Source organism: Streptantibioticus cattleyicolor NRRL 8057 = DSM 46488, from assembly GCF_000240165.1.
Taxonomy (GTDB): Bacteria; Actinomycetota; Actinomycetes; order Streptomycetales; family Streptomycetaceae; genus Streptantibioticus; species Streptantibioticus cattleyicolor.
Genome location: NC_017586.1, coordinates 4237928 through 4259357, shown reverse-complemented (window position 1 = coordinate 4259357; position 21430 = coordinate 4237928). Strand labels below are relative to the sequence as shown.

General features: G+C 70.6%; 20 protein-coding genes. 9 read left to right on the top strand and 11 right to left on the bottom strand.

Features of this window, described 5'->3' with window-relative positions:
• The first annotated feature begins 103 nt into the window (after positions 1-103).
• The 5 genes from SCATT_RS18785 (at position 104) to SCATT_RS18765 (ending at position 6368) form a co-directional block, all read left to right on the top strand.
• Positions 104-1126 (top strand): ABC transporter permease, encoded by a 1023-nt coding sequence (locus SCATT_RS18785; protein ID WP_014144693.1) that lies wholly within the window; start codon positions 104-106, stop codon positions 1124-1126.
• A 122-nt stretch (positions 1127-1248) separates the two neighbouring features.
• Entirely contained in the window at positions 1249-2976 is a 1728-nt protein-coding gene (locus tag SCATT_RS18780; protein WP_014628314.1) for an ABC transporter substrate-binding protein, read from the top strand.
• A gap of 134 nt (positions 2977-3110) precedes the next feature.
• Positions 3111-4088: an ABC transporter permease gene (locus SCATT_RS18775; protein WP_014144691.1), complete on the top strand. Its 978-nt coding sequence runs from the start codon at positions 3111-3113 to the stop codon at positions 4086-4088.
• Between the two features lie 67 nt (positions 4089-4155).
• Positions 4156-5235: an ABC transporter ATP-binding protein gene (locus SCATT_RS18770; protein WP_014144690.1), complete on the top strand. Its 1080-nt coding sequence runs from the start codon at positions 4156-4158 to the stop codon at positions 5233-5235.
• A gap of 20 nt (positions 5236-5255) precedes the next feature.
• Complete coding sequence (locus SCATT_RS18765) at positions 5256-6368, top strand: ABC transporter ATP-binding protein (RefSeq protein ID WP_014144689.1); 1113 nt, start codon at positions 5256-5258, stop codon at positions 6366-6368.
• Between the two features lie 32 nt (positions 6369-6400).
• Here SCATT_RS18765 and SCATT_RS18760 read toward each other — a convergent pair whose 3' ends face one another.
• From SCATT_RS18760 to SCATT_RS18740, 5 genes are read right to left on the bottom strand one after another with little or no spacing between them, the layout of a single operon-like run.
• The gene (locus SCATT_RS18760; RefSeq protein ID WP_014144688.1) at positions 6401-7459 is read right to left on the bottom strand and encodes an ABC transporter ATP-binding protein; all 1059 of its coding nucleotides are present in this window, start codon (positions 7457-7459) and stop codon (positions 6401-6403) included.
• Positions 7449-8432, bottom strand: a complete 984-nt coding sequence (locus SCATT_RS18755) for an ABC transporter ATP-binding protein (RefSeq protein ID WP_014144687.1) — start codon at positions 8430-8432, stop codon at positions 7449-7451. The genes SCATT_RS18760 and SCATT_RS18755 overlap by 11 nt, the downstream gene beginning before the upstream one ends.
• Before the next feature lie 11 nt (positions 8433-8443).
• Positions 8444-9448: an ABC transporter permease gene (locus SCATT_RS18750; RefSeq protein WP_014144686.1), complete on the bottom strand. Its 1005-nt coding sequence runs from the start codon at positions 9446-9448 to the stop codon at positions 8444-8446.
• A complete protein-coding gene (locus tag SCATT_RS18745; RefSeq protein WP_014144685.1) occupies positions 9441-10364 on the bottom strand; it encodes an ABC transporter permease in 924 nt (307 codons plus the stop codon). The genes SCATT_RS18750 and SCATT_RS18745 overlap by 8 nt, the downstream gene beginning before the upstream one ends.
• Positions 10365-10394: 30 nt before the next feature.
• Entirely contained in the window at positions 10395-12026 is a 1632-nt protein-coding gene (locus SCATT_RS18740) for a peptide ABC transporter substrate-binding protein (protein ID WP_014144684.1), read from the bottom strand.
• A 169-nt stretch (positions 12027-12195) separates the two neighbouring features.
• Here SCATT_RS18740 and SCATT_RS18735 point away from each other — a divergent pair, with 169 nt between their 5' ends.
• Complete coding sequence (locus tag SCATT_RS18735) at positions 12196-13062, top strand: peptidoglycan recognition protein family protein (protein WP_014144683.1); 867 nt, start codon at positions 12196-12198, stop codon at positions 13060-13062.
• A 7-nt stretch (positions 13063-13069) separates the two neighbouring features.
• Here SCATT_RS18735 and SCATT_RS18730 read toward each other — a convergent pair whose 3' ends face one another.
• The 4 genes from SCATT_RS18730 to SCATT_RS18715 form a co-directional block, all read right to left on the bottom strand.
• Entirely contained in the window at positions 13070-13318 is a 249-nt protein-coding gene (locus tag SCATT_RS18730; protein ID WP_106433141.1) for a hypothetical protein, read from the bottom strand.
• Entirely contained in the window at positions 13315-13674 is a 360-nt protein-coding gene (locus SCATT_RS18725; protein ID WP_014144681.1) for a DUF6247 family protein, read from the bottom strand. The genes SCATT_RS18730 and SCATT_RS18725 overlap by 4 nt, the downstream gene beginning before the upstream one ends.
• A 96-nt stretch (positions 13675-13770) precedes the next feature.
• Positions 13771-13974, bottom strand: a complete 204-nt coding sequence (locus SCATT_RS18720; RefSeq protein WP_014144680.1) for a DUF397 domain-containing protein — start codon at positions 13972-13974, stop codon at positions 13771-13773.
• Positions 13975-13984: 10 nt separating this feature from the next.
• Positions 13985-14869, bottom strand: a complete 885-nt coding sequence (locus SCATT_RS18715) for a helix-turn-helix domain-containing protein (protein WP_078590787.1) — start codon at positions 14867-14869, stop codon at positions 13985-13987.
• A 134-nt stretch (positions 14870-15003) separates the two neighbouring features.
• Between SCATT_RS18715 and SCATT_RS18710 the strand changes: the two genes are divergently transcribed.
• On the top strand, positions 15004-15420 hold the full coding sequence (locus tag SCATT_RS18710) for an ATP-binding protein (RefSeq protein ID WP_014144677.1): 417 nt from the start codon (positions 15004-15006) through the stop codon (positions 15418-15420).
• A 153-nt stretch (positions 15421-15573) separates the two neighbouring features.
• Here SCATT_RS18710 and typA read toward each other — a convergent pair whose 3' ends face one another.
• Together typA and SCATT_RS18700 are read right to left on the bottom strand one after the other, a co-directional pair.
• On the bottom strand, positions 15574-17478 hold the full coding sequence (gene typA / locus SCATT_RS18705; RefSeq protein ID WP_014144676.1) for a translational GTPase TypA: 1905 nt from the start codon (positions 17476-17478) through the stop codon (positions 15574-15576).
• 152 nt (positions 17479-17630) lie between these two features.
• Positions 17631-19799 (bottom strand): ABC transporter family substrate-binding protein, encoded by a 2169-nt coding sequence (locus SCATT_RS18700; RefSeq protein ID WP_014144675.1) that lies wholly within the window; start codon positions 19797-19799, stop codon positions 17631-17633.
• 394 nt (positions 19800-20193) lie between these two features.
• Here SCATT_RS18700 and SCATT_RS18695 point away from each other — a divergent pair, with 394 nt between their 5' ends.
• Together SCATT_RS18695 and SCATT_RS18690 are read left to right on the top strand one after the other, a co-directional pair.
• Positions 20194-20505 carry a hypothetical protein gene (locus tag SCATT_RS18695; RefSeq protein ID WP_014144674.1) on the top strand — a complete coding sequence of 104 codons (312 nt, stop codon included), beginning with the start codon at positions 20194-20196 and terminating at the stop codon, positions 20503-20505.
• A gap of 80 nt (positions 20506-20585) precedes the next feature.
• Positions 20586-21416 (top strand): hypothetical protein, encoded by an 831-nt coding sequence (locus tag SCATT_RS18690; protein ID WP_014144673.1) that lies wholly within the window; start codon positions 20586-20588, stop codon positions 21414-21416.
• The last annotated feature ends 14 nt before the right edge of the window (positions 21417-21430 follow it).

Sequence of the window (21430 nt, the reverse complement as noted above, 5' to 3'; positions counted from 1 at the left end):
TCTTCAGGCCGCAACCTCTTGACTAAACGCTGAATACATTGCGAAAGTCCGCTCAACCCGCGGCATTCGCCGCGTCTGACCCACGGTGCGGGATGGAAACGTAATGACCAGTCCTACTCAGGCAGCTACCGAGCCCGAGCCGGCCCCTGAGGAGGCCCCGGCGAACGCCGGCTCCCCGGCCGCCCCAGAGCTCGTCGGCCGCTCACCCCGGCAGCTGGCCTGGGCGCGCTTCAAGCGCGACAAGACCGGCATCATCTGCGCCTGCATCGTGGGCGTCTTCCTCCTGGTCGCGATCTTCGCCCCGGTGATCACCGGGCTCACCGGCAAGAGCCCGTACAAGTTCTACGGGCAGGACGACGGCCTGCTGAACTCCTACGGCTACCCGATCAAGCCCAACGGCGGCATCGACGGCAGCCACTGGTTCGGCATCGAGCCCCAGCTGGGCCGCGACATCTTCGCGCTGCTGGTCTACGGCATCCGCACCTCGCTGGGGGTCGCGCTGTGCGTAACCATCCTGTCGGTGGTCGCGGGTGTGCTCGTCGGTCTGATCCAGGGGTACATGGGCGGCCGGACCGACTACTTCGCCGGCCGCTTCTCCGACCTGATGATGTCCTTCCCGCAGCAGCTGTTCTTCATCGCCTTCGCGCCGGTCATCGCGGCGATCTTCGTGCGTCCCGGCGCCCAGGAGTCGACCTTCATCCGGTTCACCGCGCTGGTGCTGGTGCAGTTCGCGCTGGGCTGGATGTCCATGGGCCGTCTGGTCCGCGCCCAGGTGCTCTCCCTGCGGGAACGCGAGTACATCGAGGCCGCCAAGTTGAGCGGCGCCTCGACCTGGCGGATCATCCGCAAGGAGGTGCTGCCCAACGTGTGGAGCACCATCCTGGTGCAGGCCACCCTGCTGCTGCCGGTCAACGTCACCGCCGAGGCGGGTCTGTCGTACCTCGGCGTCGGCATGCAGGACCCGACGCCGGACTGGGGCCTGATGTTCCAGAAGGCCGCCAACTTCTACCAGTCCGACATCACCTTCATGTTCTTCCCCGGCATCGCGATGGCCCTGTTTGTCATCGCCTTCAACCTGCTCGGGGACTCGGTCCGGGACGCTCTCGATCCCAAGACCATCCGCTGAGTGTCCAAGTGGCCGGCACCGGGTCCCGGGCAGGCCGACTTCCCAAGGCAAGTCGTAGATCAGTGACAGGCAGGAATCCATGAGAATGCGTAAGGCTCATTACGCCGCCGTCGTGGCGGTGGGTGCGCTGTCCCTCAGCGCGTGCAGCGGCGGCGGGCGGGGGCGGTGGCGGCCAGCTGGCCGACACCGCCAAGCCGAAGGTGCAGAAGGTCACGCTGGGCACCGCGGCCGACTCCCAGGGCCCGGCCGCCGACGTCCCCGGCGCCAAGAAGGGCGGCACGGTCTACGACCTGGAGCAGACCGACTTCAACCACCTGGACCCGGGTCACCTGTACGTCAGCAACCAGCAGGCGATATCCACCCTCTACGCCCGCACGCTGACCGGCTACAAGATCGACCCCAAGACCGGCGACATGAAGCTCGTCGGCGACCTGGCCACCGACACCGGCCAGATGTCCGACGGCGGCAAGACCTGGACGTACCACCTCAAGGACGGCCTGAAGTACGAGGACGGCTCCCCCGTCACCGCGCAGGACATCAAGTACGGCATCGAGCGCACCTACGCCCCCTGGGAGACCGAGGGCGCCTCCTACGTCCAGATCTGGATGTCGGGCACCTCGTACCAGAAGACCTACTCGGGCCCGTTCGACGGCAAGGACCTGCCGGACTCGCTGGTCGCGACGCCGGACAGCAAGACCATCGTCTTCCACTTCAAGGACCCGCACGCCGACGCGCCCTACGCGATGGCGATGCCGGACGTCTCACCGATCCCGAAGGCCAAGGACACCCAGCAGAAGTACGACCTGCACCCGGTCTCCACCGGTCCGTACAAGATCGAGGACTACAAGCCGGGCAAGTCGCTGACGCTGGTCCGCAACACCAACTGGGACCCGAAGACCGACCCGATCCGGCAGCAGTATCCGGACAAGTGGTCGATCTCGGTCAACATCCCCAACCCGGGCCTGACCCAGCGCCTGATGGCCGGGTCCGGCAACGACAAGTACGCGACCTCGCTGTCGCAGTCGGCCGACCCGAGCCAGATGACGACGATCCTGGGCGACTCCAAGTACAAGTCGCGGATCATCAACCAGTACCAGCCGTTCGTCGACATGCTGAACATCAACACCAAGCGTGTGAAGGACGTCCGGGTCCGCAAGGCGATCATGTACGCCTTCCCGATGGCCGCCGCCCAGCAGGCCACCGGTGGGTCGGCCCAGGGCGACATGGCGACCAGCCTGATGTCCCCGACCATCACCGGCTCCCGCGACTTCGACCCGTTCGACAAGCTGAAGAAGCCGGCCGGTGACCCGGAGAAGGCCAAGGAGCTGCTGAAGGAGGCCGGGGTCACCACCCCGCTCAAGCTCACCATCGCCTACGCCAACACCCCGAAGTGGTCGAACTTCGCCAACACGCTGAAGAACGCCTTCTCCAAGGCCGGCATCGACCTCCAGCTCCAGCCGATCGACGCCACCGCCGCGTACACCCTGATCGGCAAGGTCAACAACGAGTACGACATGTACCGCACCGGCTGGGCGGCCGACTGGCCCAACGGCTCCACCGCCATCCAGCCGATCATGGACGGTCGGCTCATCGGTGACGGCCAGGAGAACTACTCGTTCCTCAACGACCCGAAGGTCAACTCGGAGATCGACCGCATCAACGCGATCCCGGACCTGAAGTCGCAGCAGGCCGAGTGGCAGAAGCTGTCCGACACCATCATGCAGAACGACGTTCCGGCGGTGCCCTTCGCCTACGACAAGTTCTTCCAGCTGTACGGCTCGGGTCTGGGTGGTGTCACCTTCAACCAGGAGATCGGCGTCATCAACGCCAACACCATCTTCGTGAAGTAACCCCGCCCCACCCCGGCTCCGCCGGTCGGCCCCGCCCCTGACCCGGGCGGGGCCGACCCCGCGGACCGGCCGCCCGACCGCTCCCCCTACCAGTGCCGCCGACGCCGACGGCGCATCCACGGAAGAGCCCGTCCATGCTCCGTTTCCTTGTTCGCCGGGTGCTCGGCGCCATCGTCATCCTGATCCTGATCAGTGCCGTCACCTACTTCCTCTTCTTCGCCCTGCCCTCCGACCCGGCACGCCTGTCGTGCGGCAAGGTCTGCACCCCGACCCAGTTGTCGCTGATCCGCCACAACATGGGCCTGGATCAGCCGATCTGGGAGCAGTACTGGCACTACATGGTGGGCATCTTCGCCGGCCGTGACATGACCTCCGGTCACTGCTCGGCGCCCTGCCTGGGCTTCTCCTTCGCCAGCCAGCAGCCGGTGTGGGACATCATCAAGGACCGCTACCCCGACACCCTGACGCTGGCCGTCATGGGTGCCGCGATCTTCCTGATCATCGGTGTCGGCCTGGGCCTGATCTCCGCCGCCAAGCAGGGCGGCGTCTTCGACAAGGTGGCCAGCGCGATCTCGCTGACCGGCCAGTCGGTGCAGATCTACTTCATCGGCCCGATCGCCATCTACCTCTTCGCCGACACCCTCGGCTGGCTGCCGCACGGCCAGGACGTCAACTGGTCGGGCGACCCGGTCGGTTCGATCACCGGCATGCTGCTTCCGGCGCTGGTGATGTCGGTCATCTTCTGGTCGAACTACAGCCGGCAGACCCGGTCGCTGATGGTCGAGCAGCTCCAGGAGGAGCACGTCCGCACCGCGCGGGCGAAGGGCATGGGCTCTCGATACGTCTTCTTCCGGTACGCGCTGCGCGGCGCCATGGGCCCGATCATCACCATCTTCGGCATCGACCTCGGTTCGGTCTTCGGTGGCGCGATCATCACCGAGTCCACCTTCGGTCTGCACGGCATCGGCCAGCTGGCGGTGCAGGCGGTGCTCGGCACCGACCTGCCGCTGGAGATGGGCGTGATGCTCTTCTCGGCCACCTCCATCGTGATCTTCAACGTGATCATCGACGCCAGCTACGCCTTCATCGACCCGCGGATCCGGCTCGCATGACCGGCCGGCCCGTGCCCGAACCGTTCGCAAAGCCGCTCCACGCACCGCATCCGAGGAGACCCCTCAAGTGACCACCCTCACCAAGCCCGAAGGGCAGGCGTCGCCCCAGGACGCGGGCGCTCCCTTCCTGTCCGTGCGCGACCTGTACGTGCGGTTCGCCACCGAGGACGGGATCGTCAAGGCGGTCGACGGGCTCTCCTTCGACCTGGAACGCGGCAAGACGCTGGGCATCGTCGGCGAGTCGGGCTCCGGCAAGTCGGTGACCAACCTGGCCGTCCTGGGCCTGCACAACCCGCGCAACACCACCATCACCGGCGAGATCACCCTCGACGGCCAGGAGCTGACCGGCGCCCCCAAGCGGACGCTGGAGAAGCTGCGCGGCAACAAGATGGCGATGATCTTCCAGGACTCGCTGACCGCGCTCTCCCCGTACTACACGGTGGGCCGGCAGATCGCCGAGCCGTTCCGCAAGCACACCGGGGCCAGCAAGAAGGAGGCCCGGGACCGGGCCATCGAGATGCTGCGCCGGGTCGGCATCCCGCAGCCGCAGACCCGGGTGGACGACTACCCGCACCAGTTCTCCGGCGGTATGCGCCAGCGCGCCATGATCGCGCTGGCCCTGGTCTGCGACCCCGAACTGCTGATCGCCGACGAGCCGACGACCGCGCTGGACGTCACCGTCCAGGCGCAGATCCTCGACCTGCTCAAGGACCTCCAGCAGGAGACCGGCACCTCGATCATCTTCATCACCCACGACCTCGGCGTGGTCGCCGACGTCTGCGACGACGTGCTGGTGATGTACGCCGGCCGGTGCGTCGAGCGCGGCACGGTACGGGAGATCCTGGGCAAGCCGCACCACCCGTACGCCTGGGGGCTGCTCAGCTCCATCCCGCGCCTGACGGCCTCGGTGGACGTGCCGCTCCAGCCGATCAAGGGCTCCCCGCCGAGCCTGCTCAACCCGCCGAGCGGGTGCCCGTTCCACCCGCGCTGCGCCTTCCGCGACGAGGTGCCCGGCAACCGGTGCGTCGAGGAGCGTCCGCTGCTGACCATCGAGAACGGCCGGGGGTCGGCCTGTCATCTGACGGCTGAGCAGAAGCAGTCCATCTTCGCCGAGCGGATCCAGCCGATGCTGGGCCGAGAAGGCTGACAGGAGTCGAGGAAAGACCGATGAGCGACAACCAGACGACCCTGGACAAGCCGGTGCCCGAACAGCGTTCCGGCGAGCCGCTGCTGGAGGTCTCCGGCCTCACCAAGCACTTCCCGGTGATGGACGGCTTCCTGTTCAAGCGGCAGGTGGGCGCGGTGCAGGCGGTGGACGACGTCAACTTCACCGTGCACCCGGGCGAGTCGCTGGGTCTGGTGGGCGAGTCCGGCTGCGGCAAGTCGACCACCGGCCGGCTGGTGACCCGGCTGTACGAGCCGACGGCCGGCAAGATCTCCTACCGCGGCCAGGACATCTCGCACGCCAACCGCAAGGAGCTGGCCCCGGTCCGCTCCGAGATCCAGATGATCTTCCAGGACCCGTACGCCTCGCTCAACCCGCGGCAGACGGTCGGCAACATCATCTCCGGGCCGATGGAGATCAACGGGATCAACCCGCCCGGCGGCCGGGAGAAGAAGGTCCGCGAGCTGCTGGAGACGGTGGGTCTCAACCCCGAGCACTACAACCGCTTCCCGCACGAGTTCTCCGGCGGCCAGCGGCAGCGCATCGGGGTGGCCCGGGCGCTCGCCCTGGAGCCCAAGCTGATCGTGGCCGACGAGCCGGTCTCGGCGCTGGACGTCTCCATCCAGGCGCAGGTGGTCAACCTGCTCCAGGAACTCCAGCGGGAGATGGGCATCGCGTTCCTGTTCATCGCCCACGACCTGGCGATCGTGCGTCACTTCTCGCAGCGGGTGGCGGTGATGTACCTGGGCAAGATCGTGGAGATCGGCACCCGGGACGAGATCTATCAGCGCCCCCGGCACCCGTACACCCACGCGCTGCTGTCGGCGGCGCCGGAGGCCGACCCGGACGACGAGCGGGAGCGGATCCGGCTCGCCGGTGACGTCCCGTCGCCGATCAACCCGCCGTCCGGCTGCCGGTTCCGCACCCGGTGCTGGAAGGCGCAGGACAAGTGCGCCGCCGAGGCGCCGCCGCTGGTGCAGATCTCCGGCAGCGAAGCGGGACACCTGACGGCCTGCCACTTCCCGGAGGAGCCGTCGGTCACCGCGCGCACCGAGGACGTCGTCCTCGACCCGGCGCTGGCCGCGCTGGAGGAGGGCGGCGCCGCCGCCGAGTGAGCCGCCGCTTGCCCCGAGCCGCCCGCGTGCCGTCACGGCCGCGGGCGGCTCGGCTGTTGCGGGCGCTCGGGGTCGGGCCGTGCCTCCTCGGCGAAGTGGCAGGCGCTGGGGTGCTCGGCCGGGGAGCCGGTGCCGTGGAAGGTCCCGGGGACGGCGAGCGGGGGCACCTCGCGGGCGCACTTCTCCCGCGCCTTCCAGCAGCGGGTGCGGAAGCGGCAGCCGGAGGGCACCGCGGCCGGTGAGGGCACGTCGCCGTGGAGGATGATCCGGCCCCGCCCCTGGCGCGCGTCCGGATCGGGCACCGGCACCGCGGAGAGCAGCGCCTGGGTGTACGGGTGCGTGGGGTGCTCGTAGATCTGCTCCTCGTCCCCGGTCTCCACGATCCGCCCCAGGTACATCACGGCCACCCGGTCGGAGATGTGGCGCACCACCGACAGGTCGTGCGCGATGAAGACGTAGCTCAGGCCGAACTCCCGTTGCAGCCGCTCCATCAGGTTGACCACCTGGGCCTGGACGGAGACGTCGAGGGCGGAGACCGGCTCGTCGCAGATGATGACGCGCGGGTTGAGGGCGAGGCCGCGGGCGATGCCGATGCGCTGCCGCTGGCCGCCGGAGAACTGGTGCGGGTAGCGGTTGACGTACTCGGGGCTCAGTCCGACGACCTCCAGCAGTTCCTGGACCCGGCGGCGCCGCTCGCCCCGGGGCGCCGCCTCGGGGTGGATGGCGAAGGGCTCGCCGACGATGTCGCCCACGGTCATGCGGGGGTTGAGCGAGGTGTACGGGTCCTGGAAGACCATCTGGATGTCGCGGCGCACCGCCTTCAGGTCGCGTCCGGTCAGCCGGGTGATGTCCTGCCCCCGGTAGCGGACCTCCCCGGCCGTGGGCTTCTCCAGGTTCATCACCAGCCGGGCCACGGTGGACTTGCCGCAGCCGGACTCGCCCACGATGCCCAGGGTCTCCCCCGGGCGCAGTTCGAAGTCGACGCCGTCCACCGCCTTGACCGCGCCGATCTGCCGTTTGAACAGGATGCCGCGGGTCAGCGGGAAGTGCTTGACCAGGCCCCGCACCCGCAGGATCGGCTCACCGCTCACCCAGGCACTCCTTCCAGAAGTGGCAGGCGCTCCCCCGGCCCGGCCCCACCTGGTACAGCGGCGGCTCGTCGGTGGCGCACACCGGGCGGGCCAGCGGGCAGCGCGGGTGGAAGGCGCAGCCGGACGGCACCGCGAGCAGGCTGGGCGGCAGCCCCTTGATCGCGTACAGCTCGCGCCCCTTGCGGTCCAGCCGTGGGATCGACTCCAGCAGCCCCTTGGTGTACGGGTGGGCCGGGCGCCGGTAGATCTCGTGCACCGGGGCGTGCTCCACGATCCGGCCCGCGTACATCACCGCGATGGTGTCGGCGACGTCGGCGACCACCCCGAGGTCGTGGGTGATGAGGATCAGGCCCATCCGCAGTTCGCGCTGGAGCTCGGCGAGCAGCTCCATCACCTGGGCCTGGACGGTGACGTCGAGGGCGGTGGTCGGCTCGTCGGCGATGATCAGTTCGGGGCCGAGCGCCATCGCCATGGCGATCATGATGCGTTGCCGCATGCCGCCGGAGAACTGGTGCGGGTAGTCCCCGGCCCGCTGCCGGGCGGCCGGGATGCGGACCCGTTCCATCAGCTCGACCGCCTTGCCCAGGGCGTCCTTGCGGGACATGCCGCGGTGGACGGTGAACATCTCGGCGAGCTGCCGGCCGACGGTGAGCACCGGGTTGAGGGCGGAGAGCGCGTCCTGGAAGATCATCGCCATCCGGTCGCCGCGTACCCTGCGCCGTTCCGGCCGGCCCATGGTGAGCAGGTCGGTGCCGCGGAAGAGGATCTCGCCGCCGGTGACCCGGCCGGGCGGAGAGTCCAGGATGCCCATGATCGCCTGGGCGGTCACCGACTTGCCGGAGCCCGACTCGCCGAGCACCGCCAGGGTCTCGCCGGCGTGGACGGTGTAGCTCACCCCGTTGACGGCCTTGGCGACGCCGTCCCGGGTGCGGAACTCCACGTGCAGATCGCGTACGTCCAGCAGGGTGCTCAACGGGCGTCTCCTCAGCGCAACTTGGGGTCGAGGGCGTCGCGGACGGCGTCGCCGAGCATGATGAAGGCGAGCACGGTCAGGCTGAGCGCGCCGGCCGGCCACAGCAGCATGTGCGGGGCGTCGCGGATCTGGACGGACGCCTGGGAGATGTCGATCCCCCAGGAGACCGTGGGCGGGCGCAGCCCCACGCCGAGGAAGGACAAGGTGGCCTCCAGCGCGATGTAGGTGCCCAGCGCGATGGTGGCCACCACGATGACCGGGGCGACCGCGTTGGGCGCGATGTGCCGCAGCAGGATCCGGCCGGGTCCGGCGCCCAGCGCCCGGGCGGCCTGGACGTAGTCGTGCTGCTTGGCGGTGATCACCGCGCCGCGGGCGATGCGGCCGATCTGCGGCCAGCCGAGCAGCACGATGAAGCCGACCACCGGCCACACCGTGGTGTTGGTGATCACCGACAGGAAGACCAGGCCGCCCAGAATGATGGGGATGCCGAAGAAGACGTCGCTGATCCGGGAGAGCAGCGCGTCCCACCAGCCGCCGAAGAAGCCGGCCAGCCCGCCGAGGACGCTGCCGAGCAGGGCGGCCCCGGCGGTGGCGCACACCCCGACGGTCACCGAGGCCCGGGCGCCGTGCACGGTGCGGGTGTACACGTCGCACCCTTGCGTGTCGAAGCCGAACGGGTGGCCGGGGGCCGGGCCGTCCTGGGACCGGTTGATGTCGCAGGCCAGCGGGTTGCCGGGGGCGATCAGGGAGGGCCAGACGGCGATCAGCGCCAGGAAGACGATGAGCAGCGCGGAGACGATGAAGACCGGGTTGCGCCGCAGGTCGTGCCAGGCGTCCGACCACAGGCTGCGCGGCCGGGCGGCGGGGCCGGCGGGGCCGGCGGGGCCGGCGGGGCCGCCCCGGGGGGCCGGGGTCAGCGTGCCGGCCTCCTCACCGGCCAGGTCCATGGCGCCGCCCGCGCCCGCCGCGCCGACGGCGTCACGCGGCCCGTAGGGCGTGGTGGGGGGTTCAGTCATAGCGGATCCTCGGGTCGAGCACCGCGTAGATCAGGTCGACCAGCAGGTTGGCCACCAGGAAGACGATGACCAGGATGGTCACGAAGCCGACCACAGTGGGTGAGTTCTGCCGCAGGATGCCCTGGTAGAGCTGGTAGCCGACGCCGTGCACGTTGAAGATGCGCTCGGTGACGATGGCGCCGCCCATCAGCGCCCCGATGTCGGTGCCGATGAAGGTGACCACCGGGATCAGCGAGTTGCGCAGCAGGTGGCGCCAGATGACCCGGCGCCGGGGCAGCCCCTTGGCGATGGCGGTGCGTACGTAGTCGGCGCGGGTGTTCTCGGCCAGCGAGGTACGGGTCAGCCGGGTGACGTAGGCCAGCGAGACCAGGGCGAGGACGACGCCGGGCAGGATCATCTCGTCCAGCGGGGCCTCCAGCGACACCGACGGGTTGACCACGCCCCAGTCGACGCCGAACAGGTACTGGAGCACGTAGCCGCTGACGAAGGTGGGGACGGAGACGACCACCAGGGTGAAGACCAGCACCCCGGTGTCGAGCGGGCGGCCCCGGCGCATCCCGGCGGCCACCCCGAGGACGACGCCGACGGCGGTCTCGGCGACCACCGCGATGATCGTCAGCCGGATGGTCAGCGGCCAGGCCGACGCCATCAGCTCCAGCACCGGCTGGCCGGTGAAGGCGGTGCCGAAGTCGCCCCGGAAGATCTGCCCCATGTAGTGCAGGTACTGCTGCCACAGCGGGTGGTCGAGGTAGAGGTCCTTGCGGATCTGGGCGGCGGTGGCCGGGTCCGGCGCCCGGTCGCCGAAGAGCGCGGCCACCGGGTCGCCGAGCGCGTAGACCATGAAGAAGATCAGCAGCGTGCTGCCGACGAAGACCGGGATCATCTGGAGCAGACGCCGGATCACGTAACGTCCCATGGGCGGGCTCCGGGGTAGCGGTGGCGGGGGTCAGCCGAGGGTGAGCTGGTCGTAGACGGGCACGCTGAACTGGTTGAGGGCCACGTTGGACAGCCGGGAGGTGTAGCCGGCGTTGCCGTTCTGGTACCACAGCGGGATCGCGGGCATCTGCCGGGCGAGGATGCGTTCGGCGTCCTGGAAGCGGGCGACGGCCGCCGCCGGGTCGGACTCGGCGTTGGCCCGGTCGACGTCCTTGTCGAAGTCGGCGTTGGAGAAGTGGGTGTCGTTGGAGGAGCCGCCGGTGTAGTACAGCGGCTGGAGGAAGTCCTGGATGAGCGGGTAGTCCATCTGCCAGCCGGCCCGGAACGGCTGGGTCATCGACTTGCCGCTGATCCGGTTGCGGAAGTCGGCGAAGGTGCCGACCGGGCTGCCCACGCAGGCGTGGTCGTTGCCGAGCGCGTTGTTGACGCTGTTGCAGATCGCGTCCACCCATTCCTTGTGGGATCCGGTGTCGGCGTTGTAGCTGATGCGTACCTGCCCGCCGGGCAACCCGCCGCCCTCGCGCACCAGTTGCCTCGCCCGGGCCGGGTCGTAGGTGCACGCGTCGCCGCAGAGGCCCTTGGTGTAGCCGCCCTTGGCGCCCAGGACCGGGGAGGTCCAGTCGGTGGCCGGGGTGCGGGTGCCGTGGAAGATGTGCTCGGCGATGGAGGCGCGGTCGATCGCCATGGAGATGCCGCGGCGGACCTTGTCCATGGTGGCGCCGCCCCACCTCGGGTCGTACATCGGGAAGGCGATGGTCTGGATGACGCCGGCCGGCTGGTTGAGGTAACGGGAGCCCAGGTCGCGCTTGACGTTCTTCAGCTGGGTGACCGGGATGTCGTCGACCAGGTCGACGTTGCCGGCCTGGAGGTCGGTGTAGGCGGTGTTGTTGTCGGTGTAGACCCGCAGGTCGACCCCGCCGTTGCGGGCCTTGTCGGGCCCGGGGTACCCGTCCCAGCGGCGCAGCTTCATCACCGAGCCGCGGGTGTAGGAGTTGACGGTGTAGGGCCCGTCGCCGACGGGTTTGCGCAGCCAGGCGTCGTGGTCGCGGAAGAACAGGGTGGGCAGCGGGTAGAACGCCGCGTACCCCAGGATGTCCGGCCAGGTGGAGAACTTCTGGCTGAGCCGGACGGTGAACGTGGTGTCGTCCTTGACGGTCAGCCCCGACATGGTCCGGGCGGTGGGGACGCCGGAGGCCGGGTGCACCTTGTCGTAGCCGTCGATGTAGGCGAAGAACGGGGCGTTGAGCTGCTTGTTGGTGACCAGCGCGGCGTAGTTCCAGGCGTCGGTGAAGGAGTGCGCGGTGACCGGCTCGCCGTTGGAGAACGTCCAGCCGCGTTTGAGCTTGACGGTGAAGGTCTGCTGGTCGGCGCTGGTGACGGAGTCGGCGACCCAGTCGCGCGCGGCGCCGGTCTTCGGGTCGTACTTCTTCAGGCCCCGGAAGAGCATGTCGAGGACCTTGCCGCCCTGCACCTCGTTGGTGTTGGCCGGCTCCAGCGGGTGCTGGGGGTCCCCCCAGGAGGCGCGGACGATGCCGCCCGGGCCGCCGCCGTCGTCACCGCCGCCCCCGCAGCCGGTGGCCAGCGCGACCGCCCCGAGGACGCACACCGCCGGCCCGACGCCCCGCCGCCTGGGTTGCCGCATCGGGTGCCTCCTCGGAGCCGTCCCGGATCATGACGCAAACCCTTTGATAACACCGCGTTGCTGTCGTATCCCCGACGTAACGTCCTGTGCGGGGGCAATTGCCCCGGATGGCGGTCCGGGTGGCGGCCGTGGCATGCGCGCCGGGCGCGGTGCTCCTAGCGTCGGCGCCATGGAGATGGACCGCCGCCGGCTGCTCCGGCGCATAAGCCAGGCCGCCGCGGTGACGGCCTGCGGTGCCCTCGCCGCGACCGGCCCCGGGCGCCGTCCCGCCCCGCCTCCGGTGCGCCCGGCGCCGCTCCCGCCGACCGCCGCCGGGGTGTCGGCCCGTACCGTGGCCGCCGCCGCGCCGGCCGTCGGGTGGTACGCCCCGCCCCCGCCGATAGTGCCGCGGGCCCAGTGGCAGACCGACGGCCGGCCGCCTCCGCCGCCCGCGCAGTACACCCGCGGGGTCCGCGCGGTCTTCATCCACCACACCGACGGCGGCAACGGCTACCGCCACACCGACGTCCCCGCCATCATCCGCGGCATCTACGGCGACCACCACGACGGCCGCGACTGGGACGACATCGGCTACAACTTCCTGGTCGACCGGAACGGCACCATCTACGAGGGCCGGCACGGCGGCGTCGACCGCCCGGTGGTCGGCGCCCACACCCTGGGCTTCAACCACGAGACGGTCGGCATCGCCGCCATCGGCACCTACCGGACGGGGGAGCCGGTGCCGTGGCCGGTGGTGGACGCCATCGCCGCCATCGCCGCGTGGAAGCTGGGCCGGTACGGGGTCGATCCGCGCGGCACCGCCGAACTGACCTCCACCAACGACGCCAGCCGCTTCCGGGCCGGGACCCGGCACGTCTTCCCGGCCGTCTCCGGCCACCGCGACGCCTTCTGCACCCTGTGCCCCGGCGAAGCGCTCTACGCCGCCCTCCCGGCGATCCGCGAGCGAGCCGCCCGCCTCCAGGGCCGTCCCCGGCCGCCGGAACCGGGGCCGGCCGCCCCGGCGGACGTGGCGTTCAAACGCCGGGGGCGGAGGTAGGGGGGCGTCAGCCCGCCCACACCACGCGAACGATGACGATCAGGCGCTGCGTCTCCACCGGGAGGAACCACACCATGGCTCCGGCGTCGACCGGCACCACACGCAAACGCCCTCCGGTGCCCACCTCATGGGCGTCCCGCCCGAGTTCCGTCAACTGACTGGCCGCGTGCTCAACGGCAGCCACCACATGGGGTGGGAGGCCACCCACCACATTCTCGCGTCCCGGGTCGTACTCCCAGGTCCAGCTATCACTCACCGACGCCTAGCCTCGCGCTCGGCTGCATCCAGAATTCCCCTGATCTCCGCGAGCGCTTCGCGCATCCGTTCTTCGTCGGTGGCTTCAGCGGCGATGCGCTCGCACTCCCTGAGTCTGGCAGCCCGTTCCGGCCATCGTTCGATAGCGATGATCATGCCCCAGTGCAGCGAAAACAGGCGTAGCGGATCCAAGCTCTCGGTATCCCTTGCCTGGTGCATGGCGCGTGCCATGTGCCGGTCGAACTCCGGCCGGCGCATCGGAACGATCATTTCCACGGCGGCACGCAGGGATTCCGCATCCAGCTCAGGCATGGGAATCAGCGGGCCATCACCCTTGGTCACCGGCTGGCTGCTCATGCGTCCTCACCCCTCGGCTCCACTGACATTCCTCGCGCTCCGGAGTCTATGTCCACCGCTGCGTGCTCGCGGAGCGCCCGGCATCCAGCACGGCGGTCATGTGCCGATGCCGTCGTCGTAGGCCCCCGCCTTGATCGCCCGTATCAACGCCCCCAGCCCCGCAGGGGTGGTCGTGAGGACGGTGTGGGGGTCGTCGCTCTCGCGGAGGTGGGTGGTGTCGGGGGTGGAGGAGGCGACTTCGAGGCAGTTCGTCGCGCCTGCTTCGCTGAAGCTCGACTTCTGCCACACGAGCTGCGACATGGGTACCTTCCTAGAGCAACGGGTACAGGAGCCGCTGCACCAGCCCGAGTGAGTTCTTTCCGAGGCGGGCATCCGGCGGAACGCTCGCGTCGATCGGCGGCAGCGCTTGTTCGCTCAACTTACCGAACCAGCCCTGGTACTTGCCGACCGCCTGCGTCCCCTCCAGGTACAGATCCCGCTCGATATGGGACACCACCGCCGTCGCCAGCTCGGGGACAATCGGCCTGATCACCATGAAGCCGGACCCGAACCCAACACGCCCCTCGAAGGGAAGCACCTGGATCGTCACGTTGGGCAGCCTGGACACCTCGATCAGGTGGATCAACTGGTCGCGCATGACCGTCCGGTCCCGCAGCCCCAGGTGAAGCGCAGCTTCGTGGACGATGGCGTGGAATTCCGGCGGAGCCTCACTCCTGAGCACGTCCTGTCGATCGATCCGAAACCGGACAGCCGCCTCCTTGTCTTCCTCGGAGAGGTTGGCGTAGCCGTCCCGGTAGATGGCTTCCGCATAGCCACGAGTCTGCAACAGTCCGGGGATGAACATGGGCTCATAGTTGTCGAGCCCGGTGGCGCCTGACTCCAACTCCGCCAAGTCGAGGTGGGGATCGTCCAGCAGGCCACGGTACGTACTCCACCAGCCCTTGCCGGAGCTCTGACCCAGTTCGATCAACGCCTCAATGTACGTGGTACTTATGCCACCTACTGTCGTAGCCAGCAATCGGACTCGATCCGGCGAAAGACCGGTTCGAGCCGCCTCGGCGTTGCTCAGGTGCGGCTGCCGCATCCCCATCAGTGCTGCCGCCTCGGCGACCGACATACCTGCACGTTCCCTCAGTCGCCGAACCTCGGCCCCGAACCTGCGTTGCCGGTACGTGGGATTCACCCTCAGCCCCATGCATCACCCTCCCAGTGAGCGTGCAGTGTGCCACAACTCCTCGTTCATCCAAAGAGGTTGTACATATACAGAGCAGCGCGCTCCGTTACGTATGGCGCCAGTCACATAACGCTCTAGCGCAGCCGGAGGCCGCCATGCCACCCGATCACCACGAACCCCTCCCCGAATCCTGGTCGTACGGCCTGTACATCCCGCACGACCCGCGGGCGGTGCGGGTGGCACGGGCGACGATCCGGTGCGTGCTCGGGACGGCGCGCCTCGAACGCCTCACGGACACCGCGGAGTTGCTGCTGTCGGAGGTGGTCACCAACGCGTACCGGTACAGCACGGCGGACGTGTACGTGGCGATGGACTGGGTGCCGCACCAGTTGGAGGTGCACGTCTTCGACACCGGGCCCCTGCGAGGGGTGGCCGAACGCCACGGGGACGGGCTCGCGGAGTCGGGGCGGGGGCTGCCGTTGGTGGCGGCGTGTGCGGATGCCTGGGGGGTGCGGACGTACGGCGGCGACGGGAAGTCGGTGTGGTTCCGGATGGCGGGGGCGCGGGATTGACGCGGTCGCACGGCGCGAACGCCGCCCCGTTCCTGCGTCGGCTCGCCCACGGCGGCCTGCCGGATCTCACCGGCTCGAAAAACGCCCGACGGGGCGCCCCTTCATGAAGGGCGCCCCCGTCGGGGCGGAACACGGCTCAGGCCGAGCGCAGCGTCACCGCTTGGCGCGGGCGGCGGCGCGCCCACGCTCCTTCTGGTCCAGGACGACCTTGCGGATGCGCACCGTCTCCGGGGTGACCTCGACGCACTCGTCGTCGCGGCAGAACTCCAGGGACTGCTCCAGCGACAGCTTGCGCGGCGGCACGATCGACTCGGTCACATCGGCCGTGGACGACCGCATGTTGGTGAGCTTCTTCTCCTTGGTGATGTTGACGTCCATGTCGTCGGAGCGGGAGTTCTCCCCGACGATCATGCCCTCGTACACCTCGGTGCCCGGCTCGACGAAGAGCACGCCGCGTTCCTGGAGGTTGGTCATGGCGAACGCGGTGACCACGCCGGCCCGGTCGGCGACCAGGGAGCCGTTGTTGCGGGTGGTCAGCTGGCCGAACCAGGGCTCGTGGCCCTCGTGGATGGAGTGGGCGATGCCGGTGCCGCGGGTCTGGGTCAGGAACTCGGTACGGAAGCCGATCAGACCGCGGGAGGGGACGACGAACTCCATGCGCACCCAGCCGGAGCCGTGGTTGGACATGTTGTCCATGCGGCCCTTGCGGACGCCCATCAGCTGGGTGACGGCGCCCATGTGCTCCTCGGGGACGTCGATGGTGAGGCGCTCGACGGGCTCGTGCACCTTGCCGTCGATCTCCCGGGTGACCACCTGCGGCTTGCCGACGGTCAGCTCGTAGCCCTCGCGGCGCATGGTCTCCACCAGGATGGCCAGCGCCAGCTCGCCGCGGCCCTGGACCTCCCAGGCGTCCGGGCGGTCGGTGTCCAGCACGCGCAGCGAGACGTTGCCGATCAGCTCGCGGTCGAGGCGGTCCTTGACCTGGCGGGCGGTGACCTTGCGGTCCTTGACCGCGGCCTTGTTGTCGGCGCCCTTGCCGCTGGCGCCCCGGCCGACCAGCGGCGAGGTGTTGGTGCCGATGGTCATCGAGATGGCCGGCTCGTCCACGGTGATCAGCGGCAGGGCGACCGGGTTCTCCGGGTCGGCCAGCGTCTCGCCGATCATGATGTCCGGGATGCCCGCGACGGCGCAGATGTCGCCCGGGCCGGCCTTCTCGGCGGGCTTGCGGGTGAGCGCCTCGGTCATCATCAGCTCGCTGATGCGGACGTTCTGGACCGAGCCGTCACGCTTGATCCAGGCGACGGTCTGCCCCTTGCGCAGCTCGCCCTGCTCGACGCGGAGCAGCGCGATGCGGCCGAGGAAGTTGTCGGCGTCGAGGTTGGTGACGTGCGCCTGGAGCGGCGCGTCCTCCTCGTACACCGGGGCCGGGATGTGCTCCAGGATGGTGGAGAAGAACGGCTCCAGGCTGGTGGAGTCGGCGGGGACGGTGCCGTCCTCCGGCTTGGTCAGCGAGGCGATGCCGTCCCGGCCGCAGGCGTAGACGATGGGGAACTCGATCTGGTCCTCGTCGGCGTCGAGGTCGAGGAAGAGGTCGTAGGTCTCGTTGACGACCTCGTCGATGCGCGAGTCGGGGCGGTCGGTCTTGTTGATGCACAGGATGACCGGCATCCGCTTGGCGAGCGCCTTGCGCAGCACGAAACGGGTCTGCGGCAGCGGGCCCTCGGAGGCGTCCACCAGCAGCACGACGCCGTCGACCATGGACAGACCGCGCTCGACCTCACCGCCGAAGTCGGCGTGGCCGGGGGTGTCGATGATGTTGATGGTGATCGGCTCGCCGCCGCCCTTGGGGTGGTACTTCACCGCCGTGTTCTTGGCGAGGATCGTGATGCCCTTCTCGCGCTCCAGGTCGTTGGAGTCCATGACCCGGTCGTCGACGGTGTCGAGCTGGTGGGCGGCGAAGGCGCCGGCCTGCTTGAGCATGGCATCGACGATGGTCGTCTTGCCGTGGTCGACGTGGGCGACGATGGCTACGTTACGGATGTCGTGGCGCGTGGGCATACTGCGGCGCTTCTCCCGGATTCATGGACGGCGGCGCGTTCCTGGGCGACGCGCGCTCACCTGCCGGGCTCAGTCACGCCACGGCCTGCCTCCATGGTACGGGGCCGGGGCGCCGAGCCGGGCCCCGGCCGTGAACTGCGGTGTTGCCCTGGTCACTCGCCCTGGTGGCGCAGCGGGTGGCGGTGGCCGTGCGGATGGCCGTGGGGGCGGCCGGAGGCGGGGTGGCCGCCGTGCCGGGCAAAGTCGCCGGGGGCCTGGTCGGCGGCGCCCTCGGGTTCGGGGCCGGCGCCGGGTTCCGGGGTGCCGGACGGGGCGCCGGAGGGGCCGCCCGCGGCGTGCAGCGGGACGCCCTTGCGGAAGCCGATGTCCTGGTAGCGCGGGGTGGCGAAGCCGAAGGCGCCGGCGTTGGCGACCGCCTTGTTCTCCACCACCAGCTGGGGCCGCTGGTAGAGCGGGAGGGAGCCGGCCACCGCCCACAGCCGGGCGTCGGCGCGGCGGGCCAGCGAGCGGGCCTTGACAGGGTCGAGCTCGGCGCCGGCCTGGTCGAGCAGGTGGTCGATCTGGTCGGTGCCGACCCGGGCGTAGTTCTGCTGGACGGTGAGCGACCCGTCGGCGCCGGGCACCGGCTTGGCGTAGACCGGCCGCGCGTCGTTGACCGGGTAGGCGCTGCCCGGCCAGGAGTACAGCGCCAGGTCGAAGTCGCCGGCCGCGACGTGGTCCTTGAAGAACCCCTCGCCGTCGACGCGGTCGATCCGGGTGCGTACCCCGATCCCGGCCAGCATGTGGGCGATCCGGTCGCCCACCCTCAGCAGCGTCGGGTCGTCGGCGGGGAGCACGAACCGCAGGGCCAGCGGGTGGCCGGCGCGGTCGGTGCGGACCGCGTCGGGCTCGACGACGGCGTCCCGGCCGGCCAGCCGTTCGGCGTCGCGCCGGGAGCCGGCGGCGGTGTCCTCGTCGCCGCCGGGCGGGCCGGAGGGGCGGCGGGGGCCGGGGGCCGCCTTGGCCGCCGCGGAGGCCGCGGCGGCGGCCTTGCCGGGCTGCCATCCGGCGTCGCCGAGGAGCGCCTGGGCGGACTTCACGTCGGGCTTGCCGATGGCCGCGCTGTTGTCCTGGTAGCCGGTCTGCGAGGCCATGACGAAGTGGTTGCCGAGCGGCCGGGCGGGCAGTCCGGCGGGGCGCAGCACCAGGTCGGCGAGGGCCTGCCGGTCGATGGCCCGGGCGATGGCGCGGCGGACCCGTTCGTCGGCGAGCGGCCCGCTGCCGCCGTTGAGGGTGAGCTGGGTGTACCCGGCCTCGGGCGCCCGGTGCACGGTGAGCGAGCGGTCCTTGACCACCTCGGGCAGGGCGGCGGGGTCGACCTCGGCGACGTCGGCGCGGCCCGCGGAGAGCGCGGCGACCCGCCGGTCGCGGTCGACGGCGACCAGCACCAGCCGGTCGAGCTTGGCCGGGGCGCCCCACCAGCGTTCGTTGCGGACCAGGGTGACGCCGTGCTCCCCACCCCCCGTACGGGCCAGGCGGAACGGGCCGCCGCTGACCGGCAGCCGGTCGCGGGAGCGGGTGTTGAACGCCTCGGGGCTGCCGGTGACCGAGGCGGGGTACAGCGGGGTGAACAGCGACTGCCAGGCGGCGTAGGGGCGCTGGAAGGTGACCTTCACCTGGTGGGCGTCGGCGCCCCGGGTGACGGCGGCGATCCGGTCGTAGCCGTCGTTGTGGGCGCTCCAGTAGGAGGCGTCGTCGCCGTTGAGCGCCCGCCACTGGGCGGCGAAGTCGTCGGCGCCGACGGGGCGGCCGTCGCTCCAGACCGCCTTGGGGTTGAGCTTGTAGACCACGACCTGCTGCGGGGTGCGCTGGACGACGTCGGCGGAGAGCAGGTAGTCGGGGTCGCGCTGCGGCCGGCCGTGGCCGTCGACGGTGAACAGCGTGGGCAGTACGGCGGTGGCGACCTGGGTGGTCTGGGCGTCGGCGGCGGCCTGGAAGGTGTTGAGGGTGGCCGGCAGCGCGTCCACCGCCCAGCGCAGCGTGCCGCCGTCGCGTACCGAGGAGCGCGGGACGGTGGCGATGTCGACGGCGGCCGGGGTGCGGTCGGGGGCGCCGGTGGGCGGGTTGCAGCCGGCCAGCGCGGGCAGCAGGGCGCAGGCCCCGGCGGCGGCCGTGGCGAGGGCGCGCGGCCGGCGCTGGAGGCGGACGCGGGGCGCGCGGCGGAACGGGGCGCGTGAACGGGGCGCCCGGTCCTCGGGCGTACCGGCCCGTCGGGTGCGCGGGGGCGGCGGCAGCCCGGGGCCGGTCGCGGCGTACGGCGCCGGGTCAGGGGTGGGGTGCAAGGGAACCAGCCTCCGGAACTGCCCCCGCCTGCGCTGCGCATCGGCCGGGGATCTGCACTGATCGCGGTATTTGCGGCTTATCGCATCTACTGAAGGTGACCCCCTCGCGTGCCCGGCGGCGACACGTCGGTCACCGGGCGCCGCGCCACCCGGTTGCCGCCACCGGGCCACCCGCCCGGCCGACGCGGCGCGCCGCGCCCGCCTCCGTACCCCACCGCGCGCCGTCCCGGGCGCCCCATGGGCCCCGGGGGCGCGCGTCACCGCAGGCAGCGCGCCCGGAACCGGCCAATGCGTCCGGATCCGGGCTACTCTCTTCCCAAACGCACATGTGACGCGCAACACTCTCTGGGCGCGACTGTCGCCACCCGCACGCCCCCGCGGAGGTGCCTAAGCCATGTCTCTCCAGGACGAACTGACGGCGACCCGACGGCGGCTCGACGAACTCGACCGCTGCCTGGCCTCGCTCGAATCCCACGTCGGCCCCAGCCTCGACATGCGGCGGGTCCGCTCCGACGCGGCCCACCTGCGCGAGGACCTGGCGCTGCTGGGCGAATCGGCCCCGGCCGGCCGCTCCGGCACCGCCGGCCGCGCCGCCGACCCGGCCGTGGACACCATGATCACCGTGCCGGACGCCCCCTACGACCGCTCGCTGTGGGTGGACGCCGAGGAGGAGGGGCTGGGCGCCCGGGACCGGCGCGCACCCTGACCTCCGTCGGCCCCGGCCGGCGTGCCGCCCGGGGCCTGCCCCGGGAAACGGACCGCCCCCCGACCGCCCACGGAGTCCCCTTGGCCACCATCGAGTCCTCCCAACCGTCCCCCGGCCCGGGCGGCGGTGTCCACGCCCCCGGGCGCGCCGCCGTCCCGGGCCGCCATCTGCGTACCGACCGGTGGTGGCTGGCCCCGGCCGCCACGGTCGCGGCGCTGACGGCGTTCGTCGCCTACTCCACCTGGCGCGCCTTCGCCGGCGCCGACTACTACGCGGCGCCCTACGTCTCGCCGTTCTACTCGCCGTGCCTGGCCCACGACTGCGTGCCCATGAAGGGCGGCGCCGACTGGCCGCTGTTCGGGCCGTGGTGGTCCATCTCGCCGGCCCTGATCGTGCTGATCTTCCCGCTGGGCTTCCGGCTGACCTGCTACTACTACCGCAAGGCGTACTACCGCGGGTTCTGGGCCTCGCCGCCCGCCTGCGCGGTGGCCGAACCGCACGCCAAGTACACCGGCGAGACCCGGCTGCCGCTGATCCTGCAGAACCTCCACCGCTACTTCTTCTACTTCGCGGTGCTGGTGGCCGGGGTGCTCACCTACGACGCGGTGCTCGCCTTCCGGGACCCGGGCGGCGCCTGGGGGCACATGGGCCTTGGCACCCTGGTGCTGCTCGCCAACATCGCGCTGATCTGGGCGTACACCCTCTCGTGCCACTCGTGCCGGCACATCGTCGGCGGCCGGCTGCGCACCTTCTCCAAGCATCCGGTGCGCTACCGGATGTGGACGGCGGTCAGCCGCCTCAACGCCCACCACATGGCGCTGGCCTGGGCGTCGCTGGTGAGCGTGGCGGTCGCCGATTTCTACGTCTATCTGGTGGCCGGCGGCACCTTCGCCGACCCGAGGTTCTTCTAGAAGGGGATGCGGCC

What these genes read in the sequence shown, in the direction of transcription:
- SCATT_RS18785 (WP_014144693.1), top strand. Translation starts at nt 104, where the DNA reads ATGACCAGTCCTACTCAGGCAGCTACCGAGCCCGAGCCGGCCCCTGAG.
- SCATT_RS18775 (WP_014144691.1), top strand. Translation starts at nt 3,111, where the DNA reads ATGCTCCGTTTCCTTGTTCGCCGGGTGCTCGGCGCCATCGTCATCCTG.
- SCATT_RS18765 (WP_014144689.1), top strand. Translation starts at nt 5,256, where the DNA reads ATGAGCGACAACCAGACGACCCTGGACAAGCCGGTGCCCGAACAGCGT.
- SCATT_RS18750 (WP_014144686.1), bottom strand. Translation starts at nt 9,448, where the DNA reads ATGACTGAACCCCCCACCACGCCCTACGGGCCGCGTGACGCCGTCGGC.
- SCATT_RS18745 (WP_014144685.1), bottom strand. Translation starts at nt 10,364, where the DNA reads ATGGGACGTTACGTGATCCGGCGTCTGCTCCAGATGATCCCGGTCTTC.
- SCATT_RS18740 (WP_014144684.1), bottom strand. Translation starts at nt 12,026, where the DNA reads ATGCGGCAACCCAGGCGGCGGGGCGTCGGGCCGGCGGTGTGCGTCCTC.
- SCATT_RS18735 (WP_014144683.1), top strand. Translation starts at nt 12,196, where the DNA reads ATGGAGATGGACCGCCGCCGGCTGCTCCGGCGCATAAGCCAGGCCGCC.
- SCATT_RS18725 (WP_014144681.1), bottom strand. Translation starts at nt 13,674, where the DNA reads ATGAGCAGCCAGCCGGTGACCAAGGGTGATGGCCCGCTGATTCCCATG.
- SCATT_RS18720 (WP_014144680.1), bottom strand. Translation starts at nt 13,974, where the DNA reads ATGTCGCAGCTCGTGTGGCAGAAGTCGAGCTTCAGCGAAGCAGGCGCG.
- SCATT_RS18715 (WP_078590787.1), bottom strand. Translation starts at nt 14,869, where the DNA reads ATGGGGCTGAGGGTGAATCCCACGTACCGGCAACGCAGGTTCGGGGCC.
- SCATT_RS18710 (WP_014144677.1), top strand. Translation starts at nt 15,004, where the DNA reads ATGCCACCCGATCACCACGAACCCCTCCCCGAATCCTGGTCGTACGGC.
- typA (WP_014144676.1), bottom strand. Translation starts at nt 17,478, where the DNA reads ATGCCCACGCGCCACGACATCCGTAACGTAGCCATCGTCGCCCACGTC.
- SCATT_RS18695 (WP_014144674.1), top strand. Translation starts at nt 20,194, where the DNA reads ATGTCTCTCCAGGACGAACTGACGGCGACCCGACGGCGGCTCGACGAA.